Source organism: Phocaeicola sp. GP0067 (assembly GCF_031119655.1).
GTDB classification, from domain to species: Bacteria; Bacteroidota; Bacteroidia; order Bacteroidales; family Bacteroidaceae; genus Phocaeicola; species Phocaeicola vulgatus.
This window is the reverse complement of the sequence record NZ_JAVHZY010000025.1, coordinates 51,547-72,015: the sequence shown is the minus strand read 5'-3', so window position 1 is coordinate 72,015 and position 20,469 is coordinate 51,547. Positions and strand designations below refer to the sequence as shown.

The window sequence follows — 20,469 nt, the reverse complement described above, 5'->3', positions numbered from 1 at the left end:
TCTTTGTCATAGTGAAATTCTTATGCCTAAAGATACAAAATCTTTAGGTAATAACAAAGCCCCAGCTTGTGAAAGTCCGGGCTTTGTGCGTAAAAGAAAGAAGGGGTGCATTTTGACACACCTTCTTGCACCAGCCACACAGGGCTGTTTTGTGGCTTGCACCGAAAACCTTTTAAGTTGTTGTAAATGAATAGGTTTTGAATTTTGATGTTTGTTTCAGGGGAAAGGTGGGATGAACGGGGCGTTCCGATAGGGCTTGACTGCTTTGTGCTTGCCCTGCGAGGGTTTCAGGTGGGGGCTGGAATACCGGGCTTAGGGCAGTCTTGGGGCTTTTATTCAATCCTTTGCCCCTTCCGGTCGATGTAATACCAATCATCGCTTTCCCAATAGTGGTATTCCCCATCCGAACCGGGAATTTCTTTCTGTTCTCCCGTGTCGGTTACTTTCGCCTTCCCGTTCTCGAAAGGAAAGCCAAAAGCGAAGCGTGGCTCTATGAGGGTATTGCCATGCTCGTCCGCATATCCGATACGCCCTTTTTCATCGACGATGCGGTAAACGCCTTCCTGCACGGAATCGTTGCCGTTGTCATACCTGTACGGGACATAGAGGCTTGCGGGATGGCTGTTGCCTGAGGATATGGCCGTGCAGCGGTCATGATAAAGGGTGAACAGCCATATTTCAAGCAGGATGGCAAGGACTGCAAGCACCGTGCAGACAAGGAAACGGAGGCGATAGCGTTGCCGCACCGATACATGGAACGCCCCGTAAAAGTCGTGCATCATGCGGTAACGCTCCCCGGTATAGATGCGCATATTCCTCCAAAGCAGTACGGGGAACGGCAGTATCAGCGGGAAAAGCGTAAGGCGGTTGTCTGTCTCGTAGAGGAAGCGGACAGCCGGAGTGTCCAAGAACTGTAAAACAACGGCGACCGGAAACAGAAGGCAGGCGAACTGGACCACGCTGATGACCGCAAAACTACGGTCAGGGAAGCCGTGCCGACAACTGCGCCACGTCCAATAAAAGAAGTGGTCGAAGAATCCGGGGAGCTTCGGCCGACCGGTTCTTTTATGTGGGGAGGCTTTCTTCATACGCTTGCGGCTATATAGATGCAAATAAAACGTATTTCTTCCAAACGGAAAAGAATTTTGCGGTGAAACTTTTTGAGTGATTGGACTTTTCACTATTTTTGCTTTGATGTATAACGGTTCGTCCGTAAGGTATGAATTTGGCTTTTTCTGTTATTGTTATGGAATGGTTCGATAAGATAAGCGAGTTTATGGAGGGTCTGCCGGAGTGGTTGCAGGCGCATCCGAGGTACGGCTACCTGATCGTGGCGGGAATCCTGCTGCTGTGGCTTGTGGGGATTGTCTGCGGATGGCGGTGGACGTACTCCCGTCCGGGAAGTTGGGAAGGGAATTTCTGGCTGGGTACGCTGGGTGAAAGGAGTTACCGTTTCTGGCTGGGGCTGATCGTTGCCGCCGCAACGGGATGCGCCCTGTTGCTGTTCTCCGTAACGGGATAAGCAAGCGGAAAACAAGGAAAGGAGGAAGCTATGTTCAAGGAACCGGCATACTGGATGTATTACTTCTGGAGCAAGAACAAACGTGCAAGGAAAGACAAGGCGGTTATCTCCAATGCCACGTGGACGATGGCAATCTTGTGGTTTCTTAACCTGACGGCTCTCCATCTTTTGTTCGAGGCATGGGGATGGGATATGCTGACGGGCTGGTTCTCTTCCCTGACGGATAAGGTGGAATGGAGCAGATTCAACCCGGTTGCCTACCTGTTCGCCGCAGCGATGCTCGCCCCTTTTATCTGGATTGCCAGAAAGCTGTATTACCGTCCTGCGAAGCTGAAAGCGATGCAGGCGAAGTACGAGACAATGGGCAAATACCGGAAACTGCTCGGTCAATGCCTGTTCTGGCTGTATATTACCGGCAGTTTCGCATCCTTCTTCATCATAGCCTGTAGATACTAATTGAAAAGTGCGCCAATATTCCAGTTGAAAATTGCGCCACCATAGGATAAGTATAATGACCTTTGTATAATCCAAATGCAAAGGTAAAATGAAGACTATGGTAGAAAGACAATCAATAATACACATGTATAGAGTATGCGGTTATAGCAAACGGCGTATCTCTCGTGAACTTCATGTCAGCCGTCATACCGTTGACAATATTCTTTCAAAGTACGAATCAGCCATCCGCACGGACAATCCAGAAGAGGCTTTGAGTGATTTGCTTACCATCCAGCCCAGGTATGACAGTTCCAGACGCCGTCCTCGCCGGCTCACACAAGAGATTAAGGATAAGATAGGATTTTGCCTGAAGAAGAATGCCGTTAAGATAGCTACCGGACTTCGCAAACAGCGCATGTTGAAAAAGGATATCCACCAGTTTCTGTTATCTCAAGGATACACCATCAGTTACGCCACAGTATGCAGTTATATAAAAAATATAGAGTCATACAAAGAGAAGAAAAAGAGCGAAGCCTTTATCCGGTTGTTCTATGAGCCTGGATGCATTGCCGAGTTTGACTGGGGTGAAGTTCTTCTTTTTATTGACGGCGTCAAAACCAAGTTTTATCTGGCCGTATTCACTTTCGGGCATAGCAATGGCAGATACGCCTATCTTTTCAGGCATCAGAATACGCTTGCCTTCATGGAATCCCACCGTAACTTTTTCAGGGATATACATGGTGTCCCCGCCATGATGGTCTATGACAATATGCGTGTAGCCGTCAAGAGCTTTGTCGGTGGTGATAAGAAACCTACAGAAGCTTTGATGAAGATGTCCGGTTTCTATTGTTTTGAGTACCGTTTCTGTAATGTACGGGCCGGATGGGAGAAAGGACATGTGGAGCGCAGCGTGGAATATGTCAGAAGGAAAGCTTTCTGCCTGACAGACCATTTTGGTGATATACATTCTGCCCAGGAGCATTTAAACCGGGTATGTATGCAGGTCAACAACGAGCAAGGCAGTCTTTCAACAGCGGAGAAAACATCACGTCTGGAAGCTGACCTGTCATCGCTGAAGCCTTTTCCCGGTAATCTGGGCTGTTTTGAGGTCTATGAGTACATTGTGGATAAATGGTCAACTATCAGCATGAAAAATGTTCATTATTCCGTACCTGATTCTCTTGTGGGAGAAAAAGTACATGTCAAGGTTTATAGTGAAAAAATCGTCATCCTGTACGGGAAGGAGAAAGTGGCCTCTCATCAACGCAGTTATTGCGGTGGAGACTGGTGCATCAAGCTGGAGCACTATTTGCGTACACTTTCCCGTAAACCGGGGGCATTGCCCCACTCTGTGGTTTGGCAAAGAGCACCGGAAGAACTGAGAAGGCTGTATGACATCCATTTCAAGGAGGACAACAGGACGTTTGTTTGGACTATGCCCGAAAAAATGGATTTTCCGGAACGGACATTGTCACGGCATGCAAGGAGCTGACCGGACGTGGTGTCAGAAAGATATCTCCGGACCAGGTAAAGGCCATGCTGCATGGTAGCGTACAGGGAGAGACAGAAGAAACCATGGAACCGCCTGTTCTCCCGGCACAACAGGAGAATATAGAAAGAGAAGCTGTGGATATGCTTGAAGGCATCACGGCGCTCATGACAGGATACAATGAAGTGCATGATATAATACCAACCATTTAAGTTTATAATATATGAAATCAGAAAAAGAAACCATTTATGACTATGCTGCAGAACTGAAGCTTCTGGCCTTTAAAGAGGAACTGGAATGCACCCTTTCATTGGCAGCTGAAGAAAACTGGAACCATCTGCAGTTCTTGACGGAATTGCTTGGAAAGGAAAGCGCCAGGAGAAGGGAGTGTAGAAGAAGATCAAGGATAAGATCTGCGGGATTTCCACAAATGAAGTATCTGCATGAGCTTGTTATGGAAGACATGCCCAAAGAGGCACAGGTAATATTACCTGAATTGGAGACACTGGACTTCATCAGACAGGGAAGAAACCTGGTCCTGTATGGAAATCCGGGAACGGGAAAGACGCATATTGCTACGGCTTTAGGAATAAAGGCCTGCCAACAGGACTTTACCGTATTGTTTACTTCAGTGCCGGTCCTGCTTACCCAGATAAGGGAGGCTAAATCAGCAAAGACACTGAGGACGCTACAATTAAGGTTTGAAAAATACGATCTGGTCATCTGTGATGAGTTCGGATATGTCAGTTGTGACAAGGAAGGAGGAGAACTGCTTTTTAACCACCTGTCGTTAAGAGCCGGAAAAAAGGCTACAATCATTACTACTAATTTGGCTTTTAACAGATGGAATGAAATCATAAAGGACAAGGTGCTTGTGGCGGCAATGGTTGACAGGCTTACACATAAAGCTTATCTGGTTAATATGACCGGACTGTCTTATAGGCTTAAGGAAACACAAAAAATGAGACAAGATAAATGAATATTTTAAACTTATAGTAATTTTGTAACAAGTTATGGATGGAGCTCTTTTCAATTAGAATACAGCGCACTTTTCAATTAGTATCTACACCGTAGTCTGAGTTATTTTAAAATAGCTAATATGCTAAACAAATATGAGAACAGTCTGGATACATCGGACTGCTTAGGAAATACCCAGCAAGACAAAATCCTGGAACAAGAAAAGGATACAGTCACACCAACAGAACATGAGGAAATATATGAAAATGACGTTACCCCTCCTACTGGCAATCATATTATAAATACTGTTGCAGATTTACTCCTTCAGCCTAATGCAGTAATATCTTCAGGAGGTGGTGGAGGAAACAGTAACCAGTTGGATGATGATGAAAGAAAAAGGAAAAATCGTGAACATATTAGAAGTAGAAGAAGATGATAAAGAAAGAAATAGAGGAGCTGCTCTCCTATCCATATACAATGAGTTTAAAGATGAAATAAAGGCCATACGGACAGACATTCAACATTTGAATATTCAACAGCCCCAGCAATCAGAGAACAATCAAGAATTAAATTCATTGTTGAAGGAAACAATTGTAAATGCTGTAAACGACACTATAAATGCCCACATAAACAGTAGAGAAAACTATGCTGATGAAGTCAGTAGAAGATGTAAGAATACTATTGATTTTGCAATTGAAAGGGAAACCAAACTGGTTAATAATGTGGTATTTCCCAAACTCTCCCCTATTATTCAAATCGATAAAAAGGTTGATGCCATAAATGAAAGGCTTAACGGAATCGAAAATGACATACAGAAGATACCCAAAAATAATATAGATAATGCCAACAATCATAGATTTCTCTGTATAATGTTAATTATTATTACTTGTATATTTTGGGTATTGGGAAATTTTCTTTACATGGATTTAAATCAAAGGTATAATGAGTTAAAGGAGAGCCATGAAATTGTAATGAGGAATATTAGTTCCGATAAAATCAAAAAATAAAAATTGCCAAGTATATTTAGTGAAAGTTATTAATTCAACTTTAGATATGCTTTTTACTTGCTGAAAATTTCTCCAATTGAGAATTTTTCAATATCTTTGTATAAAGTCAATGTAATTGAATTAAAATGAAGAAAATTAATCGGTTAAAAGTTGTACTTGTAGAACAAAGGAAAACAGGTAAATGGCTAGCAGAACAGTTAGGGAAAGATCCTTCAACTATTTCAAAGTGGTGCTCAAATACCACCCAGCCACCACTTGATATGCTCGTGAATATCGCAACTTTATTAAATGTGGACATTAAAGAATTGATAAACGAAAAGAATATAAAATAATATATATGGCAAGACCTATATTCTCAGGACATGAGTCGTTTGCGTGTAAGTCACATTGGCTTAAACGCGGTTACGACTTTGTTATTGCAGACAGAAACTTCAATGACGATGATGCCGTTGTACATCTTGGCGTTGGTAAAAATATGGTAGCTTCAATCCGTTTTTGGCTGAAAGCTGTTGGCTTGTTACAGGATAATGAATTGAACCCTATTGCAGACTATCTATTTAATGATGAAAATGGACAAGATCCATATATAGAAGATATTGGCACATTGTGGTTACTTCATTTTATGTTAGTAAACACTCAATATGCAACAATCTATAAAACTACATTTGTAGACTATCATCGCCAGCGAAATATTATCGAAAAAGGCAGATTGCAGAACTATATTAAGCATACTTGTTTTGAGGGAACGACTTATAATAACTTTTACAACGATAATACTGTAAAACGAGACATTGGAGTAATGCTCCATAATTATTGTACAAAGAATGTTGGTAATATCAATATAGAAGATAGTAATTCTTTGTTTACCCCCCTTAATTTAATATGCGAAACAGATAAGGATACATACATGTTTAACTATGATACTCGCAGCAATCTACCAAGCTTGATATTCTTGTATGCTTTGTTGGTCAAGTTTGAAGGACAAAATAGTATCTCATTTGATGATATAGCAGAATTAGCTTTAATATTCTGCCTAACAAACAATGACCTTCTTAATGTTATTAAAAAAGTGTGCGACTTATATCCATCAGAAATTGTATTCTCTGATGTGGCCGGAATTAAGGAATTGCAGTTCCGTACAACAATAAATTCAATAGATGTGCTTAACAGATATTATGAGGCGAACTAATATGAAATACACTCCATCAATAAATATTGCCCAAACAACCTTCAATCCTGCTGGTTATATTGTAACTCAAAATGCATTAGGAGTTATTGGCAACATTGTAGACTCGTTTAATGCAGGCGTACATTCGTTCAACATTATTGGCTCATATGGAACTGGGAAATCCAACTTCATACTAGCTCTTGAGCATGGATTGCAAAAAGGCAGTAAACTTATAACCAATAAGGGACAATTTAATGGATTTATTAAATTTAGATTCGAAAAAATTGTCGGTGATTATGCATCTCTACAAAAAGTTCTAGCTGAGCATCTATTTCCTACGAATGCATCGGATAATTTATTTGAGAATCTAAGACTCTACTTTAAACAGGCAGAAAAACGTGAGGAGTTTGTTGTCCTCGTTATCGACGAGTTTGGTAAATTGTTGGAATATGCGGCAAAGAACACCCCTGAGAGGGAATTATATCTTTTACAAAAGTTTACAGAGTTTATCAATGATGAACGACGTAATGCTATTTTAATCACTACACTCCATCAAAATTTCAACTCTTATGCACGTACCCTGACTGAAAGTCAGAGAAATGAATGGACAAAGGTTAAAGGTCGTTTTAAGGAAATAGTATTTAATGAGCCAGTTGAGCAATTACTTTATCTTGCATCAAAGCGTATTGAGAAGTTGCAACGCGAGGTCATTAATCAGAACTTTGAACACATATACAATCTTGCCATAACAAGCAAATTTGCTAGTTCATCTATCACTTATGATACCGCTTTAAGCTTGTATCCTTTAGACCTTTTTGCTGCGCAAGCATTGACACTTTCTATTCAACGTTATGGCCAAAATGAGCGGACTCTATTCTCATTTTTGGAAGCCACAGGTCAAGGTTCTCTCTTAACTTTTAAGGAAAGTATAGATACAACATATAGTTTGGCTGATGTCTATGACTATGACATCTATAATTTCTATTCATATCTATCGGAGGTGAATTCCGACTCGGCTGCTTGGACTAGCATACGTGTAGGATTGGAACGCGTTGAGAGTTTATTTGAAGGAAGAATAGCAGTAGAGGCAATCAAATTAATAAAAACGATAGGTATGCTTAACCTCTTTGGGAAAGCAGGTGTTCAACTCAACAAAGAAGACTTATCTGCATACGCAAAATTTGCACTTGGAATTAGTGCTCCCGAATATATTATAGAGTTACTTACTCAACACAAGATAATTCGTTATGCTACTTATAAATCGCAGTACATCTTGTTTGAAGGTACAGATGTTAATATTGAAGGTGAATTGTTAAAAGCTGCCGGAATAGTTCCTCGCTCGAGAGATGTCGTGGAGAAACTTGTCGCATGCTTTAATCTCCCTACTGAGTTTGCTAATGCGTCATACTTCCGTAAGGGAACTCCTAGATACTTTAAGTATGAAATCTCCGATCAGCCAATAATTAGTCAGCCACAAGGTGAAATTGATGGATACATCAACTTAATTTTTAACGAGAGTCTTACATTAGAGAATCTCAAACAGCATTCAGCAGGTGTTAAGGAGGCAATTCTGTACGCTTACTTCAAGAAGGCAAATCAAATCATTGACCATGTATGGCAATTAGATAAACTGGCCTATGTACAAAAAGATGTTGACAGTAAGGACAATGTCGCACAAAAGGAAATTAAAGCTCTGATTGCACACGAACAAAACCTTTTGAACGCAAGTGTACTCAATACGCTATTCAATTTTAATGAGGATGTAGAATGGGTCTATCGTGGTGAAGTGATTGATATATCTTCAAAAGCAATGTTTAACAAGTGGCTATCTACAATCAGCAATGATGTGTACAGTGATACTCCTATATTCATCAATGAGATGGTTAATAAGCATAAGCCAAGTAGTGCGATGTCAATAGCTCGCGTAAACTTCCTTACTCATCTTTTGGAAAATGGTGCAAATGCTAATCTTGGATTCGAAGATGGAAAATTTCCACCAGAGAAAACCATATACCTGACACTACTTCATAATACAGGTATTCATCGACGCATTGGACGAGAATATATACTAGACGCTCCGATTGATGAGAGCTTTTTACCTTTGTGGAATGCGTGCGAGAATTTCCTTGAAAGCAGCAAGGAAAAGCCTCGGAAATTGGGAGAATTAATTAAGATATTACGTTCTCGTCCATTTAAGTTGAAACAAGGCGTTATAGATTTATGGCTACCTGCATTCTTGATTATCAAAAAGAATGATTATTCACTCTATAATGATACTGGAATATATATTCCTACAATTACTCGCGAAGTGCTTGATATTATGCAGAAGTCTCCTGTAGGCTTTTCTGTTAAGGCTTTCAATGTTGATGGGGTCAAACTTGACTTGTTCAATAAATATCGTGAAGCTTTGAATCTGTCACAGGATGCGGAATTTACAGCAGAGAGTTTGATAGAAACAATTAAGCCATTCTTGTTATTCTACAAGAAACTTAACAAATATGCAAAACACACGAAGCGATTACAAAAATCAACTGTAAAATTTCGCACAGCATTGGCATTAGCAAAAGATCCTGAGAAGACTTTTTTTGAGGATTTGCCTCGTGCATTAGGTTTCAAAGATACCGAAATTGCTGAAAACACCGATGTTTTAATGCGATATGTTGAGTTGTTACAAAAGTCAATTAGGGAACTCCGTATGTGTTACTCTAATCTTATTAACCGTTTAGAGGGCATGTTAGTTGAGGAACTTGGCTTAAAATCGAAGGAGTACGCATCATATAAAGTTGAGTTAGAACATCGTTATGCGTCAATTAAGACATACTTATTGACAGAACGACAAAAAACTTTCTTGACACGTATTATAGCTAAAAATACTGACCGAACAACATGGTATCAATCGCTCGCTTATATTGTGCTTGACAAACAGTTAGAGTCGTTGTTGGATGAAGAAGAGGCGTACTTGATGGATAACCTCATACACTCTTTCAAAGAACTTCTAAAATATGTCGAAATCAGCGACAAGGGATTAACAAACGAAGACAACTTCTTCCGATTTGAGATTATTTCGAATAACGGCGCTGCAACGCAACAAATCATACAGTTAAGTTCTGTAAAGACCAAACAAGCTAAAACTCTTGAAGAAAAGATTAATAAGTTTTTGTCTGGCGATCGAGACATTGATACGTATACACTTTTAAGTATAATAAAAAAAATTGAACAATGACTAAAGTAAGACATGTACTTGGTATTTCTGGAGGTAAAGATAGCGCAGCTTTAGCCATCTATATGAAGCAGAAATACCCAACATTAGAAGTGGAGTATTACAACTCTGATACGGGCTGTGAATTGGAAGAGACAGAGAAACTTGTTGATAACTTGGAGTCTTTCCTTGGCAAGGTTGTGCGATTAAAAGCAGCAGAAGGTAGCCCAGAGCCAACACCTTTTGACCACTTCTTAAAGATTAGTGGAGGCTATCTCCCATCGCCACAGGCTCGCTGGTGTACTCAAAAGATGAAGTTAGCGGAGTTTGAGAAGTTTGTTGGAGATGATCCCGCTGTTTCATATGTAGGTATTCGTGGAGATGAAGACAGAGAGGGATATGTTTCTACTAAGCCCAATATACAAGCTATTTTCCCATTTAGAAGAAACATCTGGAGTCTCGATGTTATACATAAAGCCTTACACAATGAGAATTTGGAGTTAATAACCGACCTTTACAAGTTGTGGACTCCAGAAAACATCAAAAAAGAGGCTATTGAGATTGCATCAACTCCTATAAACAAATCATTCTATTACAGTCGTAAACTGAATGCACTACTTGATGTAAGCATTAAAACATTCAATCGAGTAGTGTTTGAGTTCCTGAAGACTACGGATTATCCTGTTGGCAAGTTGGATAAATTCCCCCTAATAGATAATGAGGATGTACTTGTCAAAGAGGATATTCTTAAAATATTGGATGAAAGTGGTGTTGGTGTACCCGCTTACTACAACCCTATCGAATTTGAAGTAGATGGTAAAAAAGGTAAGTATTGCCGTAGCCGTTCTGGTTGTTACTTCTGTTTTTTTCAACAACGTATTGAATGGATTTGGCTTCTTGAACAGCATCCAGAACTATATAAGAAGTCAATGATGTATGAGAAAGATGGCTATACCTGGATTCAAGGTGAAACTCTTGAAGAGTTGAGCCGCCCAGAACGAGTACGACAAATAAAATTGGACTATATCAAGAAGCAAGAGGGCTTTAAGGCAAAAGCCACTAGTGGCTTACTTGTAGATATGTTCGATGATGACAATGAAATACCTTGTGCTAATTGTTTTATATAAAAAATATGGAAAATGAAGTTACAAATGTCGGTTTTACTGTTGATGCTGGATTAATTCAGCGTCTAGGATATGAATTGGTTGGTCGTGCTGAGACAGCTGTCTCTGAGCTAATTAAAAATTCATATGATGCTGATGCGACAGTTGTTGATGTCGATTTTATCAATGCATTTACCCAAGGAGGTTCATTAATCATATCTGACAATGGACTCGGCATGACAAAACAACAATTAATTAATGGGTTTATGAGAATTTCATCTACTGACAAACTCCATAATCCCACATCTATACGTTTTAATCGAACAAAGGCAGGAAAGAAAGGAATAGGAAGATTTGCTGCACAGCGTTTAGGTGAACGGTTGATTCTTGTTACACAAACTAAAGAATCCACAAATGCAATACAAATTGAGATTGATTGGGATAAATATTCTATTGATAAAGACATAACAACTATTACTTTCCCTATACGAAATATTCCAAAAGAAAAAGTAGAAGGAACAACGATAAAAATACATGGTCTTAGAGAAAAATGGACAGAGGCATCGATTAAGCGTATATATCGATATGTATTAGATCTGTTTCAGCCTGATTATTTATCAGAACGGAGTAAAGTTGATAAATTAGCTATTCAAAATGAAGAAACATTTAAAGTTAATTTCAATTTAGTCTCTAATGAAGGGAAGCGTTCGTTTTTAAATGATCAAATATCAGTATTTGATAAATCATTAGCCATTTTTGAGGGACATGTCAACAAAAATCATCATGGTATCATCACAATAAAAAGTGAAAGTCTTGATATAGATGATACTATGGAAATTACATATAAAAACGAAGAGAACAATTATTCTGCTCTTACAGATGTATATTTCAAAATTCACTATTTTATTTATGACAGACCGATGTACTACGGGGATAGGATATCTGGGCCTGAATTAAAAAAAATTCAAGAATTGTCTAAAACCGCAAGTGGAGTCAGACTTTATAGAAATGGATTCAGAGTATTGCCATATGGAGAGCCTAAAGATGATTGGACAAATATTGATAAACGTTGGAGTACTGAATCTGGTAAAATCAATATTCCTTTGAATAATCAGAATTTATTTGGCTTTGTAGAAATAATCGATCCTACTGGTAATATTTTTGAAGAAACAGCTAGCCGCGAAGGACTAATTGAAAATGATGCCTTTAACCAGTTGTCCAGTTTTATTAATAAATCACTCATTGCAGCCAGAAGTAGGATTGCTGAAAGAATTAAAGTATTCAAAGAAAAGCAAAATAATGATGATTTTACACAGGATTCATATACAAAGGATCATACCACTCAAGAAATGTTCATTAAATTGAAGAATATTATTGATGGTAAGTATATTCAAGATGCGAAAACTAAAAATGAAGAACAAGATACAGATCGTGATAAAAAAGAAGGACTTGAAATAATAAAGAAACTCGAAAATCTAATAGAAGAGGCTGGTATGCTTAGAGTTTTAGCAGGCCTAGGATTGACTATTGGAGAGTTTACACACGAAATGAAGCAATTCCATTCTTCTGTATATAGTCATATAAGTATATTAAATCAATTGAATCTATGCAATGAAGCTCAAGAACAAATAAATGAGATAAAAACTGTTTTTGACAATTTATTCAATTATACTGATTATTTTGGTACAACAATTTCTCAAAACACAAACAGAAAAAAAACTCCTGTTGATTTATTGGCTGTTTTGGATAGATTTAAAAAAACAATAAAAAACGATTTAGAGAAAAATAAAATTAATTTTAAAGTGGACGCTTTTGATTTTGATGTTACAACGATTCCTATGCATAGTTCTGAGTGGAACTCCATTTTATACAATCTATATACAAACTCAAGAAAAGCAATCAAAAGAGCAAATGTTGTTGGTAAAATATTAATTGAAGTAGGTGTTGAAGAGAATAATGTATTTATTAATTTTTTAGACAATGGTGATGGTATTCCAAAAGAGAACATCAATCGAGTATTCAATGCATTCTTTTCAACCTCTACTCCTGCAAGTTTTGATGCCCCAAACGAAGAACAGTTGATTGGTACTGGCCTTGGGCTAAAAATAGTTAAGGATATTATTGTTTCATATAAAGGAAGTATTTGTATTATTCCTTCATATGAAGAATATTCTACTTGTTTTCAAATTAAAATTCCTAAAAATTAATAAATACAATCAACTATGGCTATACATTATTATTACATTGATGATGATCCTGAATCTCAAAAAAAAGTTGAAGGTTTTAAAAATGAAGAACTATCTATTGATGCCATGCAACATAAAGATTCTTGGGAGTTACAACTAGAATTCTTAAAAGAATATGAAGATAAATATGATGGTTTAATTCTCGATTTAAAATTGGATGATCTTCCGAATAACAATAATATTCGGGCGAAATTCAGAGGAACTTCTATCGCTCAAGAAATTAGGACAAGACAGAAAGAAGGAATATTGAAAAGTTTTCCAATAATTCTGTTTTCTGCAAATGACAAGACGAAGCAAGCTCTTGAAAAATCAGGAACAGATTTATTCGATATTATAATTGACAAATCAAAGTTGGATGAAATAGCATTTCCTATATATACAAGACAACTTATTGATTTGTCTAAAGGATACAAGTATTTGTGCGATTCTTCCTTGACAACAGCAAAAATATTTCAGATTGATGATTCTTTTATTGACACTAGATTTTTGAGTGAGTTTTATGAATTAAGAAAGGCTCCTGTTCATATTCAAACCAAATTCTTAATTACGGAATTTTTAACGAGACAAGGATTACTTATAGATGAGGATGTTCTCGCTGCTCGTTTAGGTATTAATAAAGCAACATCAACAGATTGGAATAAGTTGTTGAAAGTACTTTCTAAAAATAAATATAATGGAGTCTTCAATAATGGATGGCCACGTTGGTGGATAAATCTAGTAGAAAAATGGTGGAATGAAAATATTAAATCTGAATCTATTTTGCGTTCGACACCAGCAAAAGAAAGGGTTGAAATAATTAAACGAGCTACAGGCTTGGAACATTTGATTGCTGCTGAAAAAATAAGCAAAGCGGACAGTGATGAGTTTTGGACTCTCTGTAAGGGATACCATCTTCCATTAGATCCAGTTGACGGATTAATCGTTCAAGGTCAGGATAATTTATATCCATGGCAAGAACCTGAATATGTTTCTGTAGAGGCTGCACTTTGGAGAACGAATATTGACGACTGGATTAGTGTTGCTGATGTAGAAAAAGAGAGGTATGAAGAACTAAAGATCTTATATTCACGCAAAAAACAATAAACTATGGGAAATTCTGTAGCATCAATTCAATATATAGCCAGTATCCTCAAGAAGAAGAAACTTTGTCTTGACACATCACCTTTAACAAATGGATATAATAAAGCAGAAAGGGTGTGGAATGTTGCAAAATTAAAATTTACAATAAAAGATAATATTCCAAGAAATACTACTCCCTTAGTTCCATCTTTGGATGTACTTTTAGATGTATTCTATAAAGAAACTGATAATACAGATATCCCATTATCACAGTACAATTTCAGGGTAACTGTGGAGGGAAAGAATCAAAATGGATTGTTTAAATCGTCTTGGCATTTAGATTATGACAACAATAATGTCCAAGATTTTATTCATCCTCATTTTCATATAACTTGGGGCGGAAATAAAATGAAAGATTTAAATTTAGGTGAAGTATTACTATTACCAACTCCTCGCTTTTCGTATCCTCCTATGGATATAGTCTTGGGAGTTGATTTTATTCTTTCTAATTTTGTAAAGGTTGATATTTACAAGCAAATACAAAGTGATTCGCAATATAAAGCTGCTGTAAAAAATGCACAAGAAAAATATTGGAAACCATATATTCTATCATTAGCACATCATTGGTGTGGTAATAGTTGTCAAAAAATCCAGTTAACAAATATTAAAGCTAAACATTTTCACCCTACTTTGATAGATTAAAGTTCATGTTTAAAACTGATATCATATGGCCAAATCACAGGCGTTACAAATCGCACACTGAGTGGGAACCTATAGGTTTCTTCTCTGATTGTTTGTGTAATGCAATACAGTTTGATTTGATGCTTGGATTCTTTTCATCTTCTGCTATTAGTGTGCTTGCTAATGGATTTGCTACATTCCTTTATAATGGTGGCAAGATGAGACTTATCATAAATGATATATTAACAGAGAATGATAAATTAGCCATTGCAAAAGGTATAAACACAAATGTAGATTTACCATGTTTTGATTTATCAGATATACAGAGTATATATAAGACTCTTACAGAAAGGGACAAGCATTTTTTTGATTGCATAGCATGGCTTATTCGTAATGATAGAATAGAAATAAAAATAATTTCTCCCAAAAATAACGTAGGTATATCTCACACAAAATCAGGAGTATTCTATGATGGGGTTAATATTGTTGGATTTGATGGCTCTTGTAACTTTTCAAGAACTGCTTTAGTTGACAATATTGAAAGTTTGACTGTTTCTTGTGATTGGGATGGCACAATTGAAACAGCCAAAATCAATGCTATACATGAAGAGTTCGAGCAGATTATTCAAGAGAATGACAGAAGTGTTTCCTATATCTCTGTTAAGAATATTTCAACCCAAATAACAAAAGTTATTGAGGATAAATCATTAACAGATTTATTGGAGTCAGAATATAACATTTTAAACAAACAGACTCAACAGTACACTTCTGCATCTATATGCAGAGCTTTAGAGCGAGCTAAAGATAGAGTAGAAGCCATAATTGAGACTATTAGACAGGATAATAAAAGCAAGTCTATTATTGTTAATTCTGTTCCAAGCTTTCCTTATTCATCAGGACCTAGAGATTATCAAAATCAGGCATTTGAGAATTGGAAAAGTAATAAGCAGAAGGGATTGTTTGCTATGGCAACGGGTACAGGCAAAACTATTACATCTTTAAATTGCTTGTTGGAAATATATAAAAGATGTGGATATTATAAAGCTATAATTCTTATGCCCACAATTACATTGGTCAATCAATGGGAAATAGAATGTAAAAAATTTAATTTTAATAATATAATCAAGGTCTGTTCCAAATTTAAGTGACATGACGAAATCGATTCAATAACATTGAATGAACAGCTAAGGGGCAAAGATAATAAACTATCCTACATCATTATTTCGACCTATGAGTCATTTACTAAAACTGCGGTATTTAAAGCATTAACAGTTTTCCCTAAAACAAAATTGCTTCTAATAGCAGATGAAGCGCACAATATGGGAGCAAAGCGCATTATGGAACTTATGGATGGGATACCATATTTACGTCGTATTGGTTTATCTGCAACTCCGGAAAGACAATTCGATGATGTAGCGAATAAAGTTCTTCAACGTTTTTTTGGAGCAGAAGACAAATATACTTATGAATATTCAATGAAAGAGGCTATAGATAAAGGAGTTCTTTGTCGTTATTATTATTATCCTCATTTAGTAAAACTAACGGCAAATGAAATGAATGAATATGCAGAACTTTCTATCAAATTAGCCAAATTCTTTAATAACGATAAATTCGACGAACACAATGAAATTCTCACAGCATTATTGTTAAAGCGTAAACGAATTATTCATAAGGCACATAATAAGTTAAAAGTATTCAGACAAATTATAGAGGAGAGATTCCAAGAAAAGGGAAATCTAAAATATACTTTAGTTTATGTACCTGAAGGTGTGAGGCCTGATAACGAAGAGGCTGACTATTATGGCTCTTTTGAGACTATGCCTAATGATGACTTTTCAGAACACTTAATAGATGAGTATTCTGCTGTTGTTAGAAATGTTGATAGTCATATTACAGTAAGAAAATTTACAGCCGAATCAAAAGATAGAGATTCTATGTTGGAAGGTTTTGCTGCAGGAGAAATCGAAGTACTTACTTCAATGAAATGTTTGGATGAAGGTGTAGATGTTCCAAGAAGTGAATTAGCAATATTTTGTGCTAGTACGGGAAATCCTCGACAGTTTATACAAAGGCGAGGAAGAATATTGCGCACGCATAAAGATAAACATATTGCTATAATTCACGATCTTGTTGTAGCTCCAGAAGTGAGTAGTGAGTCTGAGTCGTATTCTATGGAAAGGCGCTTATTAGAGAATGAACTTAAAAGAGTAAGAAACTTTTCACTACTTTCTGAAAATAGCGATGATACACTAAAAGAACTTGACGATATTACATCATATTATAACCTATCACTATTTTAAGCTATGGCAAAAAAATATGTAACTAATGGAGACAGAATTCTCCAAGCAGTCCTTGCAGATGAGGATTTAATTAGATTTGGCGAGTATAATCCTGCCGAATACAATGACTTGAATATAGCTTTATATTCTAACAATCTCGTTGTTAAAACTGTAGCTCAAATAATTTCTGGGGTAAATAATGGAGATAATAACAAAGAGATTTATACTGTTGTAACAAACTTCCTAAAAAATAATATCTAATGATAATCAAAAAAATTGTCATAACAAATTTTCGCAGCTATTATGGGGAAAACACTTTTGAATTATCAAAGGGGTTGACTCTTATTATAGGTGGCAATGGCGATGGTAAGACAACTTTCTTTGAAGCTTTGGAGTGGCTGTTGAACACGTCTTTGGAAATTAAAGAGTTGTCAAATGTTTCAGAGATGCGCAAATCTGAACTAGCTATAGGTGAAGTAGATACAATGTCCGTATCTATGCTGTTCGAGCATAATGGTGAAAAAGAAGTTACAAAGAGCTTGACTTTTGAAAAAATGTCGGATGGTAACTGCAAAGTAACTAATTATTCATTCCGTGGTTATGAGACAGATGGTGCAGAACGAATGCTTCGTACGGGGAAATCTCTTATTGACAGTTGTTTTGATTCCTATATCAGAAGATACTGTCTATTCAAAGGAGAGAGTCAATTGAATGTTTTTAATGAACCAACTGCGTTAAAAACTTTAGTTGATAAATTCTCCGATATTCGTAAGTTTGAAGATTTTGTTGAAGTAGCTTCAGATCTTGAGCAAAAGTCCGAAACTGCATATACAAAAGAATGTAAGTCAGATACAAAAGTTGCAAAACGTGTAGGCGAGTTACAAAGAAGGAAGGAAGAACTAGAAGGTAAAATTTCCGAACTAAGGCGTGATATTAAAAAGCAAGAAGAGGTTGCTAGCACATATCAGCTAAAACTAGATGATTTGGAAAAGCATCAAGCGACGAGTGAAAGATATCAAGAAATTAAAGATCGCCTTAAAACGAAAAATGAGAAACTTTCGCGGCTTAAAAGTTTGATTCTTGTCAATTATAATGCAGGACTTCTTGATAATTTCTGAATTCTGTCTCCGTACACACAAATTTTCAAAGAATTTCAGAAAAAAGTATCTGCTTTAAGCAAGGAAAAGAGACTTCAAAATGATCAAGATATTGCAACAAAGGCTGCTGCAAAAGCAAAAAAGGAAGTAGTTGATGAGATAGCTTCTTTTGCAAATGGTAAAAGTAAACTACCATGGTACCTTCCAGATGAGCAAACCATGCGCGAAATGCTTGATGATGAAATTTGTAAGGTTTGCGGCCGTCCTGCATTAAGGGGAACTGAGGAATATAAGTTCATGGAGGGTAAACTCCATGAATATATACGTCATATGCAAGAAGAGGCTGATATTAAGGCGGAAGAACTGAAAGAAAAGCCATTATTCGAAGGGCGTGCCATAGAGGATTTACATGCTATGTCTATTAGTTTTGGAGGTACTACAGCAATGGAAATAGCAAAAAAATACCAAGAAGTCAAAGACCTTATAGAATTCGTTGATGATAGGAAAAAAGATATAGCTATTGTCGAAGCAGAAATTCAAGAAATTGAAGATGAAAAATCACGCTTGCTTATACAAGCTAATGGTATTTCTGAAAATATGCTTGATAAAAATTTCAATGATATTAAAGGCTACTTTGAACAACGCAATAGAGCCAAGCAGCGTATTTCTGACTATAAGGCTGAGATGAAAGATTATCAGAATGACTTAGAAAGAGTTAGACAAGAATTTGATAGCTTAGAACCATCATCTGGCATGGCAAAAGTTTATGGTAAAGTTCATACTCTGCTAGATAAGGTTATGAAAGCTTTTATTAATGCAAAGAAAGAAAATCTACGTCGGTTCTTAGCTTCGCTTTCTGAGAAGACTAATGAATACTTCAAATTACTAAATGAAAATGATTTTCGCGGTGAAATTCGTATTCGTCAAACGGCAAATGACTCCGCAGAAATTAGGCTCTTTAGTTCTAATGGAACATATATTAAAGATCCTGGTGGTGCTCAAGAAACTACTATGTATATGTCACTTCTATTTGCCATATCAGGCTTGACTACATTAAAAAAGGAAGAAAACTATCCCCTGATTTTTGATGCACCTACGTCTTCTTTTGAGGATTTCAAAGAGAATGTTTTCTACAATATCATTGACAAAATTGATAAACAATGTATAATTGTTACTAAAGATTTGCTTGAGGTTGATAAGAAAACTGGTCATAAAACATTAAACACTGAAAAAATTGAGAGTATGACTTGCTCGGTATATAGAATTGAGAAAAAAGCCGGGTACGATCAAGAAGATTTGTCAACAATAAGAACAATAATAACTCCGATTAAATAATGGCAGCAGAAAAAATATTAGAAATTTGGGCAAAGCGCAATCCAGAATGGGAGACAAAATATGAAGATACTATTATCAAAGTTTTTTGTAATTATGGTAAAGGTACAACCAGTTATCAAGAAACACGCGCAAAAAAGTTTGGTGCTGGTTATGAAATATTTATCATTGCATTCTTCATTGGATTATATTTTAATAAAACGAAAGAACTTGTTGCTGATAAGTCTAAACGCAAGAGTTTTGGATGGGCAATTGAGAACTGGGGTAATATTGAATCACGTTCAGGACGTAAACAGTATTCTCGAATTAGAGAGTATATGTTTATGGCATTAGTTGCTAAAACAGAAGTTGATTGGATTGCACTTGATAAAGGAGAAATAACATCTCGTAAGGTGGTAGATTTGCTTATTGATAAGATGGAACAATATGCAAATTATGGTTTTGATTATATAGCTGACAAATTAGAAGATAATCCTGATCATTTCTTTAAAGATAGAGCATTCTTGAATGAAATCATCAAATTTATGATCTCATCAGAAGATGTTAAGACAGATAATAATGACGATGAAGAAGCAGAATCTTTAGATTAATTTTTCGGATTATAAATATCAGATTTAAAATAGAGGACTAGGTCAAAATGTTCATTCGGTTCTATAATGACTGCTAGGTGCGGGCCGTTTGGGATGAAGAACATTCCAAATGGAGGTTTTCGGATGTTGATATAGTTCGCGTAATCAATGATGAAGCGGATTATGCGAAAACGAGCGACTATTAGCTTTGGCTTAAAAAGAAACTGAATGCTGAGGTTACCAATGGTTAAAATAAGCCGCCGATACCCTTGACAGTTAGTGTCACAGACACTAATCCAGCATTATCCCAACAATAGAATAAATGC

General features: G+C 36.6%; 18 protein-coding genes and 3 pseudogenes. 20 read left to right on the top strand and 1 reads right to left on the bottom strand.

Annotated features, from left to right (window positions below; all coding sequences use genetic code 11):
* Nucleotides 1–190, top strand: a 190-nt coding sequence (locus RE317_RS16740; protein ID WP_271702629.1) for a hypothetical protein, incomplete at its 5' end; no start/stop codon positions are given.
* A gap of 142 nt (nt 191–332) precedes the next feature.
* On the opposite strand, the gene RE317_RS16735 is transcribed toward RE317_RS16740, so the two are convergent.
* Nucleotides 333–1,181 (bottom strand): WG repeat-containing protein, encoded by an 849-nt coding sequence (locus tag RE317_RS16735; protein WP_234250718.1) that lies wholly within the window; start codon nt 1,179–1,181, stop codon nt 333–335.
* A 38-nt stretch (nt 1,182–1,219) separates the two neighbouring features.
* Between RE317_RS16735 and RE317_RS16730 the strand changes: the two genes are divergently transcribed.
* The 19 genes and pseudogenes from RE317_RS16730 to RE317_RS16640 all read left to right on the top strand — a co-directional run bounded on the left by RE317_RS16730 (nt 1,220) and on the right by RE317_RS16640 (nt 20,164).
* Nucleotides 1,220–1,522, top strand: a complete 303-nt coding sequence (locus RE317_RS16730) for an immunity 17 family protein (RefSeq protein WP_117597265.1) — start codon at nt 1,220–1,222, stop codon at nt 1,520–1,522.
* 30 nt (nt 1,523–1,552) lie between these two features.
* Nucleotides 1,553–1,966, top strand: a pseudogene (locus tag RE317_RS16725) (hypothetical protein); the annotation flags it as partial.
* 100 nt (nt 1,967–2,066) lie between these two features.
* Nucleotides 2,067–3,658, top strand: a pseudogene (gene istA, locus RE317_RS16720) (IS21 family transposase).
* 11 nt (nt 3,659–3,669) lie between these two features.
* The gene (gene istB, locus RE317_RS16715) at nt 3,670–4,425 is read left to right on the top strand and encodes an IS21-like element helper ATPase IstB (protein ID WP_004288784.1); all 756 of its coding nucleotides are present in this window, start codon (nt 3,670–3,672) and stop codon (nt 4,423–4,425) included.
* A 120-nt stretch (nt 4,426–4,545) separates the two neighbouring features.
* Nucleotides 4,546–4,839: a hypothetical protein gene (locus tag RE317_RS16710; RefSeq protein ID WP_117897952.1), complete on the top strand. Its 294-nt coding sequence runs from the start codon at nt 4,546–4,548 to the stop codon at nt 4,837–4,839.
* Nucleotides 4,784–5,410 (top strand): hypothetical protein, encoded by a 627-nt coding sequence (locus RE317_RS16705; RefSeq protein ID WP_133304100.1) that lies wholly within the window; start codon nt 4,784–4,786, stop codon nt 5,408–5,410. Before RE317_RS16710 ends, RE317_RS16705 begins: the two co-directional genes overlap by 56 nt.
* A 125-nt stretch (nt 5,411–5,535) precedes the next feature.
* Nucleotides 5,536–5,742: a helix-turn-helix domain-containing protein gene (locus RE317_RS16700; protein ID WP_117889671.1), complete on the top strand. Its 207-nt coding sequence runs from the start codon at nt 5,536–5,538 to the stop codon at nt 5,740–5,742.
* A 5-nt stretch (nt 5,743–5,747) separates the two neighbouring features.
* Nucleotides 5,748–6,599: a DUF4007 family protein gene (locus RE317_RS16695; protein WP_117889673.1), complete on the top strand. Its 852-nt coding sequence runs from the start codon at nt 5,748–5,750 to the stop codon at nt 6,597–6,599.
* A gap of 1 nt (nt 6,600) precedes the next feature.
* Nucleotides 6,601–9,801, top strand: a complete 3,201-nt coding sequence (locus RE317_RS16690) for a hypothetical protein (RefSeq protein WP_133304101.1) — start codon at nt 6,601–6,603, stop codon at nt 9,799–9,801.
* The gene (locus tag RE317_RS16685) at nt 9,798–10,904 is read left to right on the top strand and encodes a phosphoadenosine phosphosulfate reductase (protein ID WP_117889679.1); all 1,107 of its coding nucleotides are present in this window, start codon (nt 9,798–9,800) and stop codon (nt 10,902–10,904) included. Before RE317_RS16690 ends, RE317_RS16685 begins: the two co-directional genes overlap by 4 nt.
* Before the next feature lie 5 nt (nt 10,905–10,909).
* Nucleotides 10,910–13,087 (top strand): sensor histidine kinase, encoded by a 2,178-nt coding sequence (locus tag RE317_RS16680; protein WP_117889681.1) that lies wholly within the window; start codon nt 10,910–10,912, stop codon nt 13,085–13,087.
* Between the two features lie 15 nt (nt 13,088–13,102).
* Complete coding sequence (locus RE317_RS16675) at nt 13,103–14,209, top strand: hypothetical protein (protein WP_117889683.1); 1,107 nt, start codon at nt 13,103–13,105, stop codon at nt 14,207–14,209.
* Nucleotides 14,210–14,212: 3 nt separating this feature from the next.
* Entirely contained in the window at nt 14,213–14,887 is a 675-nt protein-coding gene (locus RE317_RS16670) for a hypothetical protein (RefSeq protein WP_008781713.1), read from the top strand.
* A gap of 5 nt (nt 14,888–14,892) precedes the next feature.
* Nucleotides 14,893–16,413, top strand: a pseudogene (locus RE317_RS16665) (DEAD/DEAH box helicase family protein); the annotation flags it as partial.
* A 6-nt stretch (nt 16,414–16,419) separates the two neighbouring features.
* Nucleotides 16,420–17,166, top strand: a complete 747-nt coding sequence (locus RE317_RS16660; RefSeq protein WP_308821662.1) for a helicase-related protein — start codon at nt 16,420–16,422, stop codon at nt 17,164–17,166.
* A gap of 3 nt (nt 17,167–17,169) precedes the next feature.
* Nucleotides 17,170–17,406: a hypothetical protein gene (locus RE317_RS16655; protein WP_008669763.1), complete on the top strand. Its 237-nt coding sequence runs from the start codon at nt 17,170–17,172 to the stop codon at nt 17,404–17,406.
* Nucleotides 17,406–18,263, top strand: a complete 858-nt coding sequence (locus RE317_RS16650) for an ATP-binding protein (protein WP_008669766.1) — start codon at nt 17,406–17,408, stop codon at nt 18,261–18,263. The genes RE317_RS16655 and RE317_RS16650 overlap by 1 nt, the downstream gene beginning before the upstream one ends.
* A gap of 207 nt (nt 18,264–18,470) precedes the next feature.
* Nucleotides 18,471–19,577: a hypothetical protein gene (locus RE317_RS16645; RefSeq protein ID WP_008669768.1), complete on the top strand. Its 1,107-nt coding sequence runs from the start codon at nt 18,471–18,473 to the stop codon at nt 19,575–19,577.
* Nucleotides 19,577–20,164 (top strand): glycoside hydrolase family 15, encoded by a 588-nt coding sequence (locus tag RE317_RS16640; protein WP_008669772.1) that lies wholly within the window; start codon nt 19,577–19,579, stop codon nt 20,162–20,164. The genes RE317_RS16645 and RE317_RS16640 overlap by 1 nt, the downstream gene beginning before the upstream one ends.
* The last annotated feature ends 305 nt before the right edge of the window (nt 20,165–20,469 follow it).